At 71.0% G+C, this 14,978-nt stretch carries 16 protein-coding genes; 4 read left to right on the top strand and 12 right to left on the bottom strand.

The annotated features are described in order from the left end of the window. Window positions 1-177: 177 nt before the first annotated feature. From NE234_RS24085 to NE234_RS24105, 4 genes are all read right to left on the bottom strand, one after another. Window positions 178-585: an OsmC family protein gene (locus NE234_RS24085; RefSeq protein ID WP_252782788.1), complete on the bottom strand. Its 408-nt coding sequence runs from the start codon at window positions 583-585 to the stop codon at window positions 178-180. A gap of 26 nt (window positions 586-611) precedes the next feature. Further along, a complete protein-coding gene (locus NE234_RS24090) occupies window positions 612-1,112 on the bottom strand; it encodes an HAD domain-containing protein (RefSeq protein ID WP_252782789.1) in 501 nt (166 codons plus the stop codon). A 102-nt stretch (window positions 1,113-1,214) separates the two neighbouring features. Next, window positions 1,215-2,186, bottom strand: a complete 972-nt coding sequence (locus NE234_RS46050) for a GNAT family N-acetyltransferase (RefSeq protein ID WP_406567060.1) — start codon at window positions 2,184-2,186, stop codon at window positions 1,215-1,217. Beyond that, window positions 2,183-2,569, bottom strand: a complete 387-nt coding sequence (locus NE234_RS24105) for an ArsR/SmtB family transcription factor (RefSeq protein ID WP_252782790.1) — start codon at window positions 2,567-2,569, stop codon at window positions 2,183-2,185. The genes NE234_RS46050 and NE234_RS24105 overlap by 4 nt, the downstream gene beginning before the upstream one ends. Window positions 2,570-2,684: 115 nt before the next feature. Between NE234_RS24105 and NE234_RS24110 the strand changes: the two genes are divergently transcribed. After that, window positions 2,685-3,128: an ArsI/CadI family heavy metal resistance metalloenzyme gene (locus NE234_RS24110; RefSeq protein ID WP_252782793.1), complete on the top strand. Its 444-nt coding sequence runs from the start codon at window positions 2,685-2,687 to the stop codon at window positions 3,126-3,128. Between the two features lie 99 nt (window positions 3,129-3,227). Here the strand turns inward: NE234_RS24110 and glnA are convergent, their stop codons facing one another. Beyond that, a complete protein-coding gene (glnA, locus tag NE234_RS24115; protein WP_252782794.1) occupies window positions 3,228-4,652 on the bottom strand; it encodes a type I glutamate--ammonia ligase in 1,425 nt (474 codons plus the stop codon). 136 nt (window positions 4,653-4,788) lie between these two features. On the opposite strand from glnA, the gene NE234_RS24120 reads away from it, so the two are divergent. After that, entirely contained in the window at window positions 4,789-5,253 is a 465-nt protein-coding gene (locus tag NE234_RS24120; RefSeq protein ID WP_252782795.1) for an RDD family protein, read from the top strand. A gap of 48 nt (window positions 5,254-5,301) precedes the next feature. On the opposite strand, the gene NE234_RS24125 is transcribed toward NE234_RS24120, so the two are convergent. Continuing rightward, on the bottom strand, window positions 5,302-6,000 hold the full coding sequence (locus NE234_RS24125) for a DUF4191 domain-containing protein (RefSeq protein WP_252782796.1): 699 nt from the start codon (window positions 5,998-6,000) through the stop codon (window positions 5,302-5,304). A gap of 204 nt (window positions 6,001-6,204) precedes the next feature. On the opposite strand from NE234_RS24125, the gene NE234_RS24130 reads away from it, so the two are divergent. Continuing rightward, window positions 6,205-7,467 (top strand): C39 family peptidase, encoded by a 1,263-nt coding sequence (locus NE234_RS24130; RefSeq protein ID WP_252782797.1) that lies wholly within the window; start codon window positions 6,205-6,207, stop codon window positions 7,465-7,467. Window positions 7,468-7,584: 117 nt separating this feature from the next. Here NE234_RS24130 and lipA read toward each other — a convergent pair whose 3' ends face one another. Then, a complete protein-coding gene (gene lipA / locus NE234_RS24135; RefSeq protein ID WP_252782798.1) occupies window positions 7,585-8,514 on the bottom strand; it encodes a lipoyl synthase in 930 nt (309 codons plus the stop codon). A 240-nt stretch (window positions 8,515-8,754) separates the two neighbouring features. On the opposite strand from lipA, the gene NE234_RS24140 reads away from it, so the two are divergent. After that, window positions 8,755-9,258 carry a DUF1877 family protein gene (locus tag NE234_RS24140; protein ID WP_252782799.1) on the top strand — a complete coding sequence of 168 codons (504 nt, stop codon included), beginning with the start codon at window positions 8,755-8,757 and terminating at the stop codon, window positions 9,256-9,258. Between the two features lie 20 nt (window positions 9,259-9,278). On the opposite strand, the gene lipB is transcribed toward NE234_RS24140, so the two are convergent. From lipB to lpdA, 5 genes are all read right to left on the bottom strand, one after another. Further along, window positions 9,279-9,983 carry a lipoyl(octanoyl) transferase LipB gene (lipB, locus tag NE234_RS24145; protein ID WP_252783091.1) on the bottom strand — a complete coding sequence of 235 codons (705 nt, stop codon included), beginning with the start codon at window positions 9,981-9,983 and terminating at the stop codon, window positions 9,279-9,281. Window positions 9,984-10,048: 65 nt separating this feature from the next. Then, on the bottom strand, window positions 10,049-10,786 hold the full coding sequence (locus NE234_RS24150) for a Type 1 glutamine amidotransferase-like domain-containing protein (RefSeq protein ID WP_252782800.1): 738 nt from the start codon (window positions 10,784-10,786) through the stop codon (window positions 10,049-10,051). Window positions 10,787-11,106: 320 nt separating this feature from the next. Further along, window positions 11,107-11,994, bottom strand: coding sequence for a TIGR01777 family oxidoreductase (locus NE234_RS24155; protein WP_252782802.1), 888 nt, complete (start codon window positions 11,992-11,994; stop codon window positions 11,107-11,109). Between the two features lie 50 nt (window positions 11,995-12,044). Then, complete coding sequence (gene sucB / locus NE234_RS24160) at window positions 12,045-13,538, bottom strand: 2-oxoglutarate dehydrogenase, E2 component, dihydrolipoamide succinyltransferase (protein ID WP_252782803.1); 1,494 nt, start codon at window positions 13,536-13,538, stop codon at window positions 12,045-12,047. A gap of 49 nt (window positions 13,539-13,587) precedes the next feature. Further along, window positions 13,588-14,961, bottom strand: coding sequence for a dihydrolipoyl dehydrogenase (gene lpdA, locus NE234_RS24165; RefSeq protein WP_252782804.1), 1,374 nt, complete (start codon window positions 14,959-14,961; stop codon window positions 13,588-13,590). Window positions 14,962-14,978: the final 17 nt, after the last annotated feature.

Genomic DNA, 14,978 nt, shown 5'->3' on the forward strand with positions numbered 1-14,978 from the left:
GTAAGCCACGTTCGAGCGTGCGAGGAACGCCGATCCGGCCGCCGCCCCGGCCGGCGCCCGCGGGCACCGGCCGGGGCGGGACACCCCGCGACGGCCGGGCCACCGGGCGGTGTGCCGCGGCGCCCCGGCGCGTCGTCGATCAAGACCCGGCCGGGCGTGCGCGCGGCTCACGGGGCGTCAGGACAGCGGGGGCAGCACCTGCTCGGACGGGGTGCCCTCGCGGAGCGCGCGGCCGACCGTGCAGTGGTTCTCGTGCACGCGGTGCGCGACCTCGGTGAAGATCTGCGGCGCCTTGTCGTCGCCCTCCGGGAACTCGACGTCGTACGTGACGGTGATCGTGCCGAGCTTGGTCGGCGCGACCTTCTCGGCATCCACGCGCGCGGCGAGCCTGACGAGCCGATGACCGCGTTTGGCGGTGAGCGGCTCGACCGTCACGATCTCACAGCCGCCCAGCGCGGCCAGCAGCAGTTCGACGGGGGTGAAGACCCCGTCCTCATCGGAGCCCCCGACGGCGACCTCCGCGCCGCGGTCGTTCCGGGCGACGAAGCCTCCGTCGTCGGTGCGCTCCACCCGAACCGAAGCCATGGTGCCTCCTCTGTAGGTCGCTGTGCCTAACCATGGTCCCGGACGAGTTGTTCCAGCCAGGTACGGGCCTGGTCCACATGGTCCTCGGCGAGCCCGTGCAGCGGATCCACCGGCACGATGAGGTGCGGGCCCAGTCCGCCCGCTCCGGCGAGGGCCTCGGGCACATCCGGTTCGTCCTCCAGCCAGACGAACGGCCGCTCGCCCACCCAGGCGGCCACGTGCCGGGCCTTCCACGCTCCGAGGGAGAACTCCGGATCGTGGCGCGGGATCGGGACGTACCGCAGGGTGGACGGCAGCCCGATCCGCGGGCTGATCCAGTCGTTCGCCGCGTCCCTCCAGTAACTCGCCCAGACGATCTCCGCGCCGGTGTCGGCCGCGAGGCCGGTCAGGAGCGGCCCGTGCAGCGGGTTGAGCAGCAGCCGGTAGACCACCCCGTCGGGTGAGGCCCGGTACCGCTGATAGCCGGGGGAGCGTTGCAGGGGATTGAGAACACCGTCCACGTCGAGCAGCACCAGCGGCGTGTCCATGAATCGGACGCTATGTCAGCCGATGCGCTCCGGCCAGGGTTCGGCGGGAGAAATGATCGATCAAATTTCATTTTCCCGTGCGCGGGAGCCGGGTCCTGCCCGTCAGGAGGTCCCGGTCGCGGCGCTGCGCCGTTCGATGAGGACGACGTCGCGCCAGCGGTCGTGGTGCCGGCCGAGACGCTCCCGGACGCCGACGGTACGGAACCCGGCCTTGGCGTGCAGCCGCAGGCTGGCCGTGTTCTCCGGGAAGACGCCCGACTGGATCGTCCAGATCCCGTCGGCCTCCGTCGAGTCGATGAGCGCCTGCAGGAGCGCGGAGGCGATGCCGCGACCGCAGTGATCGGGGTGGACGTACACGCTGTGCTCGACGACGCCCGCGTAGACGCAGCGGCCGGACACCGCGGTGACGGCCACCCAGCCGAGGATCCGGCCCGTGGCCGTGTCCGCGGCGACGTGCCGGTGCGCCGGCAGCTTGGCCCGGTCGAAGGCGTCCCAGGTCGGCGCCTCGGTCTCGAAGCTGGCGTCACCGCCGTCGAGGCCCGCCTGATAGATCGCCAGGACCTCGTCGGCGTCCTCGCTCCGCATCGGCCGGACCGTGACCCCCGGCGGAACGGGAGCCCGGCGGCCCGACGGGACGGGCGCCCGGCCGTCCGGCGGTGTCACCGCGCCGAGGAGCTCGTCGAGCAGGGCCCGGACGCGGCGGTCGATCTCCTCGCGGATCGGCCGGATCTCGTCGGCGGACCGCCCCGCCGGATCGGGGAGCCGCCAGTCGAGGTACCGCCGGCCGGGAAGGACCGGGCAGGAGTCACCGCAACCCATGGTGACCACCACGTCGGCCGCCCGGACCGCGTCGCCGCTCAGCGCCTTGGGAGACCGCGCGGACAGGTCGATGCCGAGCTCGCCCATCACCTGGACGACGGCCGGGTTGACCTCCGAAGCCGGCGCGGAGCCGGCGGAGCGGACGCGCACCCGCCCGGCGGCGTGGTGTTCGAGCAGGGCGGCGGCCATCTGGGACCGTCCGGCGTTGTGCACGCAGACGAACAGCACCTCGGGGATCTCGGGCACGTCCGTCACCCCTCCATCGCGCCGAACGCCTGCCGGGGCCGCAGGAGCGCCGACAGCCGTGTCAGCGCGGCCGGGTTGATCCAGTAGTAGACCCAGGTGCCCCGGCGCTCGGAGTCGATCAGACCGGCCTGCTTGAGCACCTTGAGGTGATGCGAGATCGTCGGCGCCGTCAGCTCGAAGGCCGACGTCAGGTCGCAGACGCACGCCTCCCCGCCGTCATGGCAGGCGATCAGCGACAGCAGGCGCAACCGGACCGGGTCGGCGATCGCCTTGAACAGCGGTGCCAGGTCCTCGGCCTCACCGGCGGTCAGCGGCTCGCACGCCAGCGGCGCGCAGCACGCGCCCGCGTCGGCCTCCGTCACGTCGAGCAGCGACAGCCCCTTCTTTGACATGCTTCTAATTTGACATGTGTCTATGCAGCACCGCAAACTGACGGCACGCCACTGATTAGATACCTATCTAATCAGAGCCCCCGTCGCTCCTCCCGACCCGTGGAAGGACCATCCGATGTCCCGTGTCCAGCTCGCCCTGCGCGTCGCCGACCTGGAGGCCTCCGTCGCCTTCTACACCCGGCTCTTCGGCGCCGAGCCCGCCAAGCGCCGGCCCGGTTACGCCAACTTCGCCATCGCCGAGCCCCCGCTCAAACTGGTCCTGATCGAGGGCGAGACGGGCGAGGAGACCCGGATGGATCACCTCGGGGTCGAGGTCGAGCACACCGACCAGGTCGCGGCCGCGGCCGCGCGTCTCAAGGAGGCCGGCCTGGCGACGGTCGAGGAGGCCGGCACGGCCTGCTGCTACGCGGTGCAGGACAAGGTGTGGGTGCGCGGTCCCGGCTCCGAGCCGTGGGAGGTCTACGTCGTCAAGGCCGACGCCGACACCCTCGAGAGGCCCACCGGCTCGGCCTGCTGCCTCCCCGCCACCGGCGAGTCCCGGCCCGCCTCCGGCCGCTGAAGGCCGGAGCGCCGGAACCGATCGTCGCCCCGTCCGTGAAATGGACGAGCGCCCCGCCACCGGAACCGGTGGCGGGGCGCTCGCTCGGCGTCCGTGGGATCAGACGTCGTAGTACAGCTCGAACTCGTGCGGGTGCGGGCGGAGCCGGATCGGGTCCAGCTCGTTCTCGCGCTTGTAGGCGATCCACGTCTCGATGAGGTCCGGCGTGAACACACCGCCCTCGAGGAGGTAGTCGTGGTCGGCCTCGAGCGCGTTCAGAACCGCCTCCAGCGAGCCCGGGACCTGCGGGATGTTGCGCGCCTCCTCGGGCGGCAGCTCGTACAGGTCCTTGTCCACCGGCTCCGCCGGCTCGACCTTGTTCTTGATGCCGTCGAGGCCGGCCATCAGCATGGCCGAGAACGCGAGGTACGGGTTGGCGGACGGGTCCGGAACGCGGAACTCCAGGCGCTTGGCCTTCGGGTTCGACCCGGTGATCGGGATACGGACGCACGCCGAGCGGTTCCGCTGGGAGTACACCAGGTTGACCGGCGCCTCGTAGCCCGGGACCAGGCGGTGGAAGGAGTTCACCGTCGGGTTGGTGAAGGCCAGCAGCGACGGGGCGTGCTTGAGCAGGCCGCCGATGTAGTAGCGCGCGGTGTCGGACAGGCCCGCGTAGCCGACCTCGTCGTAGAAGAGCGGCGAGCCGTCCTTCCACAGCGACTGGTGGCAGTGCATGCCGGAGCCGTTGTCACCGAAGATCGGCTTGGGCATGAAGGTCACGGTCTTGCCGTGCTGCCGGGCGACGCTCTTGATGATGTACTTGTAGAGCATCATCTTGTCGGCCATGGTCAGCAGCGTGTCGAAGCGGATGTCGATCTCCGCCTGACCGGCCGTGCCGACCTCGTGGTGCTGCATCTCGGTCTCGATGCCGCACTCGATGAGCTGCCGGACCATCTCCGAGCGCAGGTCGGTGAAGTGGTCCATCGGCGGCACCGGGAAGTAGCCGCCCTTGAACCGCGGCTTGTAACCGAGGTTGCCGCCGTCCTCCTTGCGGCCGGTGTTCCACGCGCCCTCGATGGAGTCGATGTGGAAGTACGACTCGTGCGCCTTCGTCTCGAAGCGCACGTCGTCGAAGATGTAGAACTCCGCCTCCGGGCCGAAGAACGCCGTGTCCGCGATGCCGGTGCCGCGCAGGTAGTCCTCCGCCTTGCGGGCGACGTTGCGCGGGTCACGGGTGTACGGCTCGCCGGTCAGCGGGTCGTGGACGAAGAAATTGAGGTTCAGCGTCTTGTGCTGGCGGAACGGGTCGACCACAGCCGTCGACGGGTCCGGCAGCAGCAGCATGTCCGACTCGTGGATCTCCTGGAACCCACGGATGGACGAGCCGTCGAACATCAGCCCGTCGGTGAAGACGTTCTCTCCGAAGTTCTCCACCGGGAACGTGAAGTGCTGCGTGGTGCCGGGCAGGTCCGTGAACCTGCAATCGACGAACTGCACCCCTTCGCTCCTGATGAAGTTCAGGACCTCTTCGGCGTTGTTGAACATCCAACCTCCTTGGGGCGTTCTCGTGCGGTTAGAACGTTAGGTACCCGCCGTTTCCAAGCCATGTCCCATGTGTTTCGCGTGTGTTACGGCCACCCTGGAACCGTTCGAACGCGGTTCGGCGGATAGCTTTGAGGGTATGACTGAACGTCGGCGCTCGATCGGATCATGGATCGAAGGGGCTCGCGCGGCAGGCGTGGACCTCGGGTACCCCGGTGAGCGGATGGGCCTCCCGCGCGAGGGGACGGGCTCCGCGGCGGGGTACGGCCGGCGGCTGGGCGCCCTGGTGATCGACTGGCTGATCGCCCTCGCGGTCGCCGCCGTCCTCGCGGGCGCCCTGCACGTGGGCGCGCAGACCCGCAGCCTCCTCACGCTGCTCGTGTTCGGCGTGATGGTGTGGCTGCTCACCGGGTCGATCGGGACGACGGTGGGCAAGCGGCTGTGCGGGCTGCGCGTCGTCCGCGTCGACGGCGGCCCGATCGGGCCGTTGTGGGCCTTCGTGCGCGCGCTGCTGCTGGTGCTGGTCGTGCCCGCCCTCATCTGGGACCGCGACTACCGCGGCCTGCACGACCGCGCCGCGAACAGCATCGTCGTACGGCTCTGAGCCGTATCTCTCCGAGCGGGCCCGCCGTCCCCGGGAGGGCCCGCCCCGCTAACGCGTGCGGGGCTTGGGGCCCTTCGGCATCCGGACGCCCTTCGGGATCGGGCCCTTGGGCATCTGCATCGCCTGCGGCAGCGCGTTGAGCCGGTCGATCAGCTCGCTGACCTGCTCCTTCTTGAGGTTGCGCGGCAGTCTGGTCAGGTGGCGCTGCAGCTTGGCGATCGGGACCTGGCCCTCTTCGGAGCCGACCTGGATGTCGTAGATCGGCACCTCGGAGGCGGCGCGGGAGATGCGCTTCTTCTCGGCGCCGATCAGCTTGCCGACCCGCGAACGCGGGCCCTCCGACAGCAGGATCACGCCGGGCGTGCCGATGACGCGGTGCACGACGTCCATGTTGCGGTTGGCCTGCACGGCGGGGGTGACGACCCAGCGGCCCCGCATGTTCTCCACCAGGGAGGCGGCGGCGCCCGGCCGGCCCTCGAGCATGGAGTACTGCGTGCGCTGCGCCATCTGACCGAACACGATCATGCCGACCAGGATGGCGACCAGGACGCCCAGCGGGATCAGGTAGAGCGCCTGACCGAGCAGCAGCCCGAGGACGACGAAGACGACGAGGACGCCGAGGGCGGACGCGAAGACGATCGGCATCGCCTTCGGGTTGGCCTGGTGGACCAACGAGGCGACCATGCGCAGCTGCTTGACGCGACCGGCGCGCTCGTCCTGCGTGCCTTCCTGGGGCTTCTTTGGCATGGATGGAAGGATACGAGGCTTCGTGACCCTAGTCGAAAGCGGGCCAGCGAGCCGTTAACAAATTTCGATCCAGCCACAGCGGGTGTAAAGCGTTGACATGATCCGGTCCGCCGTCTTAGCGTCCCGAAGCAGGTTTCCGCTGCTCTTGGAGTCGTCATGGCGTGGTCCGATGTACGTGCTTCGGTATGGAAGGTTCCGCTTCTCGTGTCAGCTGGTCTCGCCACCGTGATGGCGACCACGACGCCCGGCTCGGCGGAGGTGACCCCCGCGAACCAGTCCCGCGTCGCCTACCACCAGTGGACGTCGGCGCGCGACTTCGCCGCCGGCTCCTCCGAGGGGGTGCGCCGGCTGGGATCGGGCGCGCTCACGATCGCCCATCCCGTCGGCACCACCACCTACACCGACCCCTACGGCGCCGGCACCAAGACCTGGGACTACGCCCGCTGGACCTCCCCGAGCGTCTCGGTCGGGTTCGGCGCCAGCCAGCTCGTCGCCTCCTGGAACGCCAGCACGCCGCACGGCAGCTGGCTGCAGGTGGAGATGCGCGGGCACACCGGCGCGGGCGCCGAGACGAAGTGGTACGTCATGGGCCGCTGGGCGTCCGACGACCCGGGCGAGGGCGGAGACATCTACCGCACCTCGGTGCCGGGACAGAAGGACGGCGACGGCAACGTCGACATCGACACCTTCGTCGCCGCGAACTCCCTCACGTCCTACCAGCTGCGCGTGACGCTCTACCGCCTCCCCGGCGAGCACGTCCGCCCCGTGCTGCGCTCGGTCGGCGCGATGGCCTCGCTCGTGCCGTCCCGTACGACGGTGCCGGCGAGCCCGCTCGGCGGCGCGGAGGGCATCGAGCTGAAGGTGCCCGCCTACTCCCAGGACATCCACAAGGGCCAGTACCCCCAGTACGACAACGGCGGCGAGGCGTGGTGCAGCCCGACCTCGACCTCGATGGTCGTCGCGTACTGGAAACGCGGGCCGTCCAAGAAGGACCTCGCCTGGGTCGACCCGTCCTACGCCGACCCGCAGGTCGACTACGCCGCCCGTAATGTCTACGACTACAACTACCAGGGCGCGGGCAACTGGCCGTTCAACCCGGCGTACGCCGCCCGCTTCGGCCTGAACGGCTTCATCACCCGGCTGCGGTCCCTCAACGAGCTGGAGCAGTTCATCAAGGCCGGCATCCCGGTCGTGACCTCGCAGTCGTTCAAGGCCTCGGACCTGCCGGGCGCCGGCTACAGCACGAACGGCCACCTGATGGTGGTCGTCGGGTTCACCAAGAGCGGCGACCCGATCATCAACGACCCGGCGTCGCCGTCGGACGCGGCCGTGCGGCACGTCTACCCGCGGGCCAACTTCGAGAACGTCTGGCAGCGCAGCTCCTCCAGCGGCGGCATCGCCTACATCATGTACCCGCCCGGCCACCGGCTCCCGCCGAACGTCCACGGCGTCGAGAAGAACTGGTGACGGCGCTCGCCTGAGACGCGCGGTCCCCGAAGAACTTCTGTCCCCCCGGAAGAGAGGAACGCCCCGGCCCGCGGCCGGGGCGTTCCCCTGTGCTCGTGTCGGTCGGCGGTGTCCGTGTCAGGCCTGGCGGGCGGTGATGGCCTGCTGGTAGAGGCGTCCGGCGCGGTAGCTGGAGCGGACCAGGGGCCCGGACATGACTCCGGCGAAGCCGATGGCCTCGGCTTCGGCCTGTAGTTCGACGAATTCTTCGGGTTTGACCCAGCGTTCGACGGGGTGGTGGCGGGGGGAGGGGCGTAGGTACTGGGTGATGGTGAGCAGTTCGCATCCGGCCTGGTGCAGGTCCTGCATGGCTTCGGTGATCTCGTCGCGGGTTTCGCCCATGCCGAGGATGAGGTTGGACTTGGTGACCAGTCCGGCTTGGCGGGCGGCGGTGAGGACGGCCAGGGAGCGTTCGTAGCGGAAGCCGGGGCGGATGCGTTTGAAGATGCGGGGGACGGTTTCGAGGTTGTGGGCCAGGACTTCGGGGCGTGCGGAGAAGACCTCGGCCAGGAGGTGGGGGACGTTGTTGAAGTCGGGGATGAGCAGTTCGACGCCGCAGCCGGGGATGGCCTGATGGATTTGGCGGACGGTTTCGGCGTACAGCCAGGCGCCGCCGTCGGGCAGGTCGTCGCGGGCGACGCCGGTGACGGTGGCATAACGCAGGCCCATGGTGGCCACGGAGTCGGCGACGCGGCGGGGTTCGTCGGGGTCGTAGGCGGCGGGTTTGCCGGTGTCGATCTGGCAGAAGTCGCAGCGGCGGGTGCATTGGTCGCCGCCGATGAGGAAGGTGGCTTCGCGGTCTTCCCAGCATTCGTAGATGTTGGGGCAGCCGGCTTCCTGGCAGACGGTGTGCAGGCCTTCGGTGCGGACCAGGTCGGTGAGTTCGCGGTATTGCGGGCCCATCGACAGCCGGGTCTTGATCCAGGGCGGTTTGCGCTCGATCGGTGTCGCGGCGTTCCTGGCCTCGACACGCAGCAGCTTCCGGCCCTCAGGGGATACGGCGGTCACCCGTCCAGGGTATGTCCGTATTCACCCGTGTTGCGCAAGGCGGTCCCATAGTGGACGATCTTCCGGGAAAAGCGCGGTCGCGACCCGGAACAGTGCCGGCTCCGTGCTCCACGTCGGCCCGCCGAGGCGCCGGTGGGAGGTTGAGATCGGTGTTTTATCTCGTTCTCACCATACGTAGCTGTCGATCTCTCTAAGGTGACGTGGGTGTCGCGTGCGGATGATGTATGACGGAGGTCAGGCGTGCGAGTGGCCATGACGTACCTCAGGCTTCCGGAGGCCGAGGGCGGAGGCGATCCGGGGGCCCGCGCCCGCGCGGTGTTCGGCAGCGGTAACTGGCGGGAGAAGCACCCCGTGCTCCCCGTCGCCGGTGCGTGGCAGGCCCTGCACTACCTGCTGACCGGCGACCCGTGGGACGGCCCGCACCCGGCCGCGGACGTCGTCTGCGGCGGGCGGCTGCTCACCGAGGACGGCGCGGAGGAACTCGGCGTCGACGTCATCTACCTGACCGCCGAGCGGGTCAAGCTGGCCGCCGACCACCTCACCGCGACCGAGTTCGCGCGGATCGCCGGACGCTACGACGCCGAGCGGATGGCCGAACTCGGCGTCCAGGGCGCGGAGGACTGGGTGGGCGAGCCCGCCGAGGCGATCCGCGACGGGGAACTGCGCGTGGTGTACGAGCGGCTCACCCGCTTCTTCGAGGCCGCCTCGGCCGAGGGACAGGCCATCTTCAAGGCGATGGGCTGACCCCGCCGTGGCCGGTGCCGTCAGGAGGTGACGGGCCGGCCGAGCATCGCGTCGAGCGAACGGTGCGCGGTGCCGGACGCGTCGAGCGCCTCGGCGAGGCGCGTCTCGGTCAGCGCGAGCACCTCGGGCACGGTGACCTCGCGGCCCAGCTCGGCGGAGAGCGACGTCGTGCCCGCGTCGCGGATGCCGCAGGGCACGATCTTGTCGAACCACCCCAGGTCACAGTCGCAGTTGATCTCGAATCCGTGCATCGTGACGCCGCGCGACACCCGGATGCCGATCGCGCCGACCTTGCGGTCGGGAACGCCGGGCACCCACACTCCGCTGCGGCCCTCCACCCGCTTGGTGGCCAGGCCAAGGTCGGCGCACGTGGAGATCAGCGCCGCCTCGATGGTGCGGACGTACGCGACGACGTCGACGGGCTCCCGGAGCTTGACGATCGGGTACCCGACGAGCTGGCCGGGGCCGTGCCAGGTGATCTTTCCGCCGCGGTCCACGTCGATCACGGGCGCGCCCGGATCTCCGATCGGGCGGTCCAGCGGCTCCGTGCGCTTGCCCGCCGTGTAGACCGGCGGGTGTTCCAGCAGGAGACAGACGTCGGGGATCTCGTCGGCGACCCGCCGCTCGTGCAGCCGGCGCTGCAGCTCCCACGCCTCCTCGTACGGGATCGCCCGCTCGCCGAAGCCGGCGTGGATGAAGACCAGGTCGCCGGCGCCGGTGTTCACGGGCCGCTCGCCGAGGACGGTGGTGGATTCTTCGCTGACACTCACGACCATCAGCGTACGTCCTTCTAGAACGACGCCAGCAGCCGAGGCTCGATCCGTGTCTCCTTGACGCCGCCGGAGCCGTCCGCGGCGACCTGGTAGGCGCCCTGGCCCTCGACGTACGACACGGCCTGGACGAACTCGGTGCCGACGTAGTGCAGCGCGACCGCCTCGTCTGCGGCGTACCCGTCGGGCAGCTCGCCCTCGGCGACGAGACGCTGCAGCAGCGGCCGTCGCTGCCGGTCGCTGTCGTAGTGGACGCCGCACGAGTAGGGGAGCAGGCCCAGCCCGTCGGTAAGGGGACGCAGCTGCGGGCCGAAGGAGTCGGTCGTGCCGCCGACGTGCCAGCACAGCGCTCCGGCGCTCTGCCCGCACAGGACGACGCCCGTCCGCCAGGCCTCGGCGAACGCGTCCGCGAGGCCGTGCAGGCGCCACAGGGCCAGCAGGTTGGCGACGCTTCCCCCCGAGACGTAGACGAGGTCCTGGGCCAGCAGGTGCGCCGCCGGGTCCTCGTGGTTCGGCATCGGGAACAGCGCCAGGTGGCTCACCTCGGCGTCGGTCCCGGCGAGCGCGGCGTAGAAACGGGCGATCGCGTCGGCGGCGTCGCCGAGCGCGGTCGCGAGATAGCAGACCCGCGGGCGGTCCTGGCCGGTGAGGTCCAGGGCGTACCGGAGAAGGGGGCTCGGCGTCAGCCCGTAGCGGTCGTTGGGCATGAAGCCGCCACCGCCGATCGCCACGATGTGCGGTTTACCGTCGGTGCTCATCTCTCGCCCTCTCCCTCGCCTCGCGGCCGGATCGTCCCGCGCCGCCGGCCCGCCCGCCGCGCCGGGCCGGGCCGCATCGCCCGCTCGCCCTCCGCGGCACCCGGCCACTCGTCACGGTACGGCCCCCGGGCCGGGCCGTGCAGGCGGAGTGGCGCGTTCGTTGCGACTTCCTGGGAGAGACCCGACCGACCTCCTGCGCTTTCCCCGGCCAACCGACCCCGACCGACCTCCTGCGCTCCCTCCGACCAACCGACCCCGACCGACCTCCTGCGCTCCCCCCGACCAACCGACCCCGACCGACCTCCCGGGTCCCCGGGCGTTCAGGGGAGGATGCCGGCGAGCGCGGACGCCAGGTCCGGATACCGGAAGCCGAAGCCCGCCGCGGTGAGGCGGGCGGGCAGGACGCGCTGGCTCACGAGGACGCCCTCGTCGGCCAGCCCGCCGAGCGCCAGCCGCAGCGCGAAGGGCGGGACGGCGAACGGGGTCGGCCGGTGCAGCGCGCGGCCGAGGGCGGTGGTGTAGGCGGCGTTGGTGACGGGTTCGGGGGCGGTGAGGTTCACCGGTCCCTCCAGCGGGCCGCCGATGAGGAAGCGCAGCGCCGCGACCTCGTCGGCGAGGGTGATCCAGCTGAACCACTGGCGGCCGCTGCCGAGGCGCCCGCCGAGCCCGGCGCGGAACAGGGGGAGCATCCGGCCGAGCGTGCCGCCCTCGCGCGCCAGCACGACGCCCGTGCGCGGGATCACGACGCGGATCCCGGCCTCGGCGGCCGGCGCCGTGGCCGCCTCCCAGTCACGGCAGACGTCGGCGAGGAAGCCCTCGCCCGGAGGACTGTCCTCGTCGACCGTACGGTCGCCGGTGCAGCCGTAGTAGCCGACCGCCGAGGAGGAGACCAGGAGCGAGGGCGGGTCGTCCAGGGCGGCCAGCGCCCGGCAGAGGGTACGGGTGCCCTCGATGCGGCTGTCGCGGATCTCCTGCTTGTAGCAGTCGGTCCAACGGCGATCGCCGATGCCCGCTCCGGCGAGGTGGACGACCACGTCGACGCCCTCCAGAGAGGCCGTGTCCACCTCCCCGAACGGATCCCAGCGGACCTCGTCGTCGGCCGCGGGCCGCCGTCGTACGAGCCTGAGAACGGTCAGGCCCTCGTCGCGCAGCGCGCGGACGAGGGCCTGACCGATGAGTCCGGTCGAACCGGTGATGGCGATCTGCACGATCGCAGCTTAGTTAGCGGACCGAACGAAAGACGGAGCCGACACAGACCTTAAAGGCCGAGTTCGGCCTCGAAGTTGCCCTCCTCGAGGCGGTTCTTCACCGTGGTGAGGAACCGCGCGGCGTCGGCGCCGTCCACCAGGCGGTGGTCGTAGGTCAGCGCGAGGTACACGATCGACCGCACCGCGATGACCTCGCCGAGCTGCGGGTCGTCGATGACCGCCGGACGCTTGACGACGGAACCGGTGCCCAGCATGCCGACCTGCGGCTGGTTGAGGATCGGCGTGTCGAACAGCGCGCCACGGCTGCCGGTGTTGGTGATCGTGAACGTGCCGCCCGTGACCTCGTCGGGGCTGACCCGGTTGGTGCGGGTGCGCTCCGCCAGGTCCGCGATCCGCTGGGCCAGGCCGGCGAGGTTGAGCTGACCGGCGTTGTGGATCACCGGCACCATGAGGCCCTTCTCGGCGTCCACCGCGATGCCGAGGTTCTCGACGTCGTGGTAGGTCACCTCGTTGGTCTCGGAGTTGATGACGGCGTTGAGCTTCGGGTGCACCTTGAGCGCCTCGACGGCCGCCTGCGCGAAGAACGGCAGGAAGCTGAGCTTCACGCCCTCCCGCGCCAGGAAGTCGTCCTTGGCGCGCTCGCGCAGCCGCGCGATCTTGGTGACGTCCGCCTCGACGACCGTGGTCAGCTGCGCCGACACCTGCAGCGACTCGACCATGTGCCGGGCGATCGACTGACGGGTGCGGGACATCTTCTCCGTGGTACCGCGCAGGCGCGACACCTCCGCCGGGACCGGCGCGGCCGGGCGGGCGGCGGGAGCGGCGGGAGCCTGTGCGGCGGCCGGGGCGGGCTGCGCAGGCGCCGGAGCGGCCTGGGGCGCCGGCTCGGGCGCCGGCTGCGGCGGCGCCTGCTTGGCCCGGGCGGCCTCCAGGACGTCCTGCTTGCGGATGCGCCCGCCGACGCCGGTGCCCTTGACGGTGGCCAGGTCCACGTCGTGCTCGGCCGCCAGCTTGCGGACGAGCGGCGTGACGTAGGGGCTCTCACCCGACGGCTGCTCGGCGGCCGTCTCCTGCTGCGGCGCGGGGGCCGGGGCCTCCTGGCGCGGCTCGGGCTGCGGCTGCGGCGCCGCGGCAGCCGGCTGCGCGGCCGGAGCGGGCGGGGCGGCCTGCGGGGCCGGGGCCGGCGGCCAGGACGGCGCGGCCGGCTGCTGCGGCTCCGGCTGCGGCGCCGGGGCGGCCTGCGGGGCCGGGGCGGGCTCGGGCTGGGCCTGCTCCTGCTGCGGGGCGGCGTCGGCGGTCGCCTCGCCCTCCTGGGCGATGACGGCCAGCTCCGCGCCGACCTCCACGGTCTCGTCCTCGGCGACGGTGATGCTGCTCAGGACACCCGCGGCCGGCGACGGAATCTCGGTGTCGACCTTGTCCGTCGACACCTCGAGAAGCGGCTCGTCGGCCTCGACGCGCTCACCCTCCTTCTTGAGCCAGCGGGTGACGGTGCCCTCGGTCACGCTCTCGCCGAGCTGGGGCATGGTTACGGAGACCGGCATGGTTCTCAGCGACTCCTTGTGATACGTCGTGTTCTGGGTACGTGCGGGGTCAGCCGTGGACGTGCAGCGGCTTGCCGGCGAGCGCGAGGTGAGCCTCGCCGATCGCCTCGGACTGGGTCGGGTGCGGGTGGATGAGCTGGGCGACCTCGGACGGCAGGGCCTCCCAGTTGTAGATCAGCTGGCCCTCGGTGATGAGCTCGCCGACGCGGCTGCCGACGATGTGCACGCCCAGCACGGGACCGTCCTTGGCCGCGATCACCTTGACCTCGCCCTGCGTGCCCAGGATCTTGCTCCGGGGGTTGCCGGCCAGGTCGTAGGTGAACTCGATGATGTCGTGACCGCGCTCGCGGGCCACCGCGGAGGTGACGCCCACCGACGCGACCTCGGGCTCGGAGTAGGTGATGCGCGGAACGCCGTCGTAGTCGATCGGCGCCGGGTCCAGACCGCCCAGCCGTTCGGCGACGAGGATGCCCTCGGCGAAGCCGACGTGCGCCAGCTGGAGCGTCGGGATCAGGTCGCCGACCGCCGAGATGGTCGGGACGTTGGTGCGGCAGTACTGGTCGACCTTCACGAAACCGCGCTCGGTCTCGACCCCGACCTCCTCCAGGCCCAGGCCCTCGGAGACCGGGCCGCGTCCGACGGCGACCAGCATGAGGTCGGCGTCGAGGGTCTTGCCGCCCTGGAGGGTGACGATGACGCCCGACTCGGTGTGCTTGACGCTCTCGAACCGCGCGCCGAGCTCGAACTTGATGCCGCGCTTGCGGAAGGCCCGCTCCAGCCGCTTGGAGCTGGACTCCTCCTCCAGCGGCAGCAGGTGCGGCAGCGCCTCGACGATCGTCACCTCGGCGCCGAAGGACCGCCACACGCTCGCGAACTCGACGCCGATGACGCCGCCGCCGAGGACGACCACGGACTGCGGGATCCGGTCGAGCACGAGGGCGTGGTCGCTGGAGATGACGCGCTCGCCGTCGATCTCCAGGCCGGGCAGCGACCGGGGCACCGAGCCGGTGGCCAGCACGATGTGCCGGCCCTCGTACGTCGTGTCGCCGACCTGGACCGTGGTGGGACCGGTCAGCCGGCCCTCGCCCTCGACGATCGTGATGCCCTTGGACTTGATCAGCCCGGTCAGGCCCTTCACGGTCGTGCTGACGACCTTGTCCTTGTAGGCGTGCACGCCCGGCAGGTCGATGCCCTCGAACCGGGCCTTGACCCCGAACGTGGCCGACTCGCGCGTCTGGTCGGCCACCTCGGCCGCGTGCAGCAGCGCCTTGGTCGGGATGCAGCCGCGGTTGAGGCACGTGCCGCCGAGCTTGTCCTTCTCGATCAGTACGACGCTCAGACCCAGCTCGACCGCCCGCAGGGCGCACGCGTATCCGCCGCTGCCGCCACCTAGGACGACGATGTCGTAGGGGCTATTCGACACAGGACGCTCCTTCGATG

Origin of the sequence: Actinoallomurus rhizosphaericola (assembly GCF_024055675.1) — a bacterium.
GTDB classification, from domain to species: domain Bacteria; phylum Actinomycetota; class Actinomycetes; order Streptosporangiales; family Streptosporangiaceae; genus Actinoallomurus; species Actinoallomurus soli.

Bases quoted from the DNA above. Each gene is read 5' to 3' on its own strand.
- NE234_RS24085 (WP_252782788.1), bottom strand. From the start codon at position 585: ATGGCTTCGGTTCGGGTGGAGCGCACCGACGACGGAGGCTTCGTCGCC.
- NE234_RS24090 (WP_252782789.1), bottom strand. From the start codon at position 1,112: ATGGACACGCCGCTGGTGCTGCTCGACGTGGACGGTGTTCTCAATCCC.
- NE234_RS24105 (WP_252782790.1), bottom strand. From the start codon at position 2,569: ATGTCAAAGAAGGGGCTGTCGCTGCTCGACGTGACGGAGGCCGACGCG.
- NE234_RS24110 (WP_252782793.1), top strand. From the start codon at position 2,685: ATGTCCCGTGTCCAGCTCGCCCTGCGCGTCGCCGACCTGGAGGCCTCC.
- glnA (WP_252782794.1), bottom strand. From the start codon at position 4,652: ATGTTCAACAACGCCGAAGAGGTCCTGAACTTCATCAGGAGCGAAGGG.
- NE234_RS24120 (WP_252782795.1), top strand. From the start codon at position 4,789: ATGACTGAACGTCGGCGCTCGATCGGATCATGGATCGAAGGGGCTCGC.
- NE234_RS24125 (WP_252782796.1), bottom strand. From the start codon at position 6,000: ATGCCAAAGAAGCCCCAGGAAGGCACGCAGGACGAGCGCGCCGGTCGC.
- NE234_RS24150 (WP_252782800.1), bottom strand. From the start codon at position 10,786: ATGAGCACCGACGGTAAACCGCACATCGTGGCGATCGGCGGTGGCGGC.
- sucB (WP_252782803.1), bottom strand. From the start codon at position 13,538: ATGCCGGTCTCCGTAACCATGCCCCAGCTCGGCGAGAGCGTGACCGAG.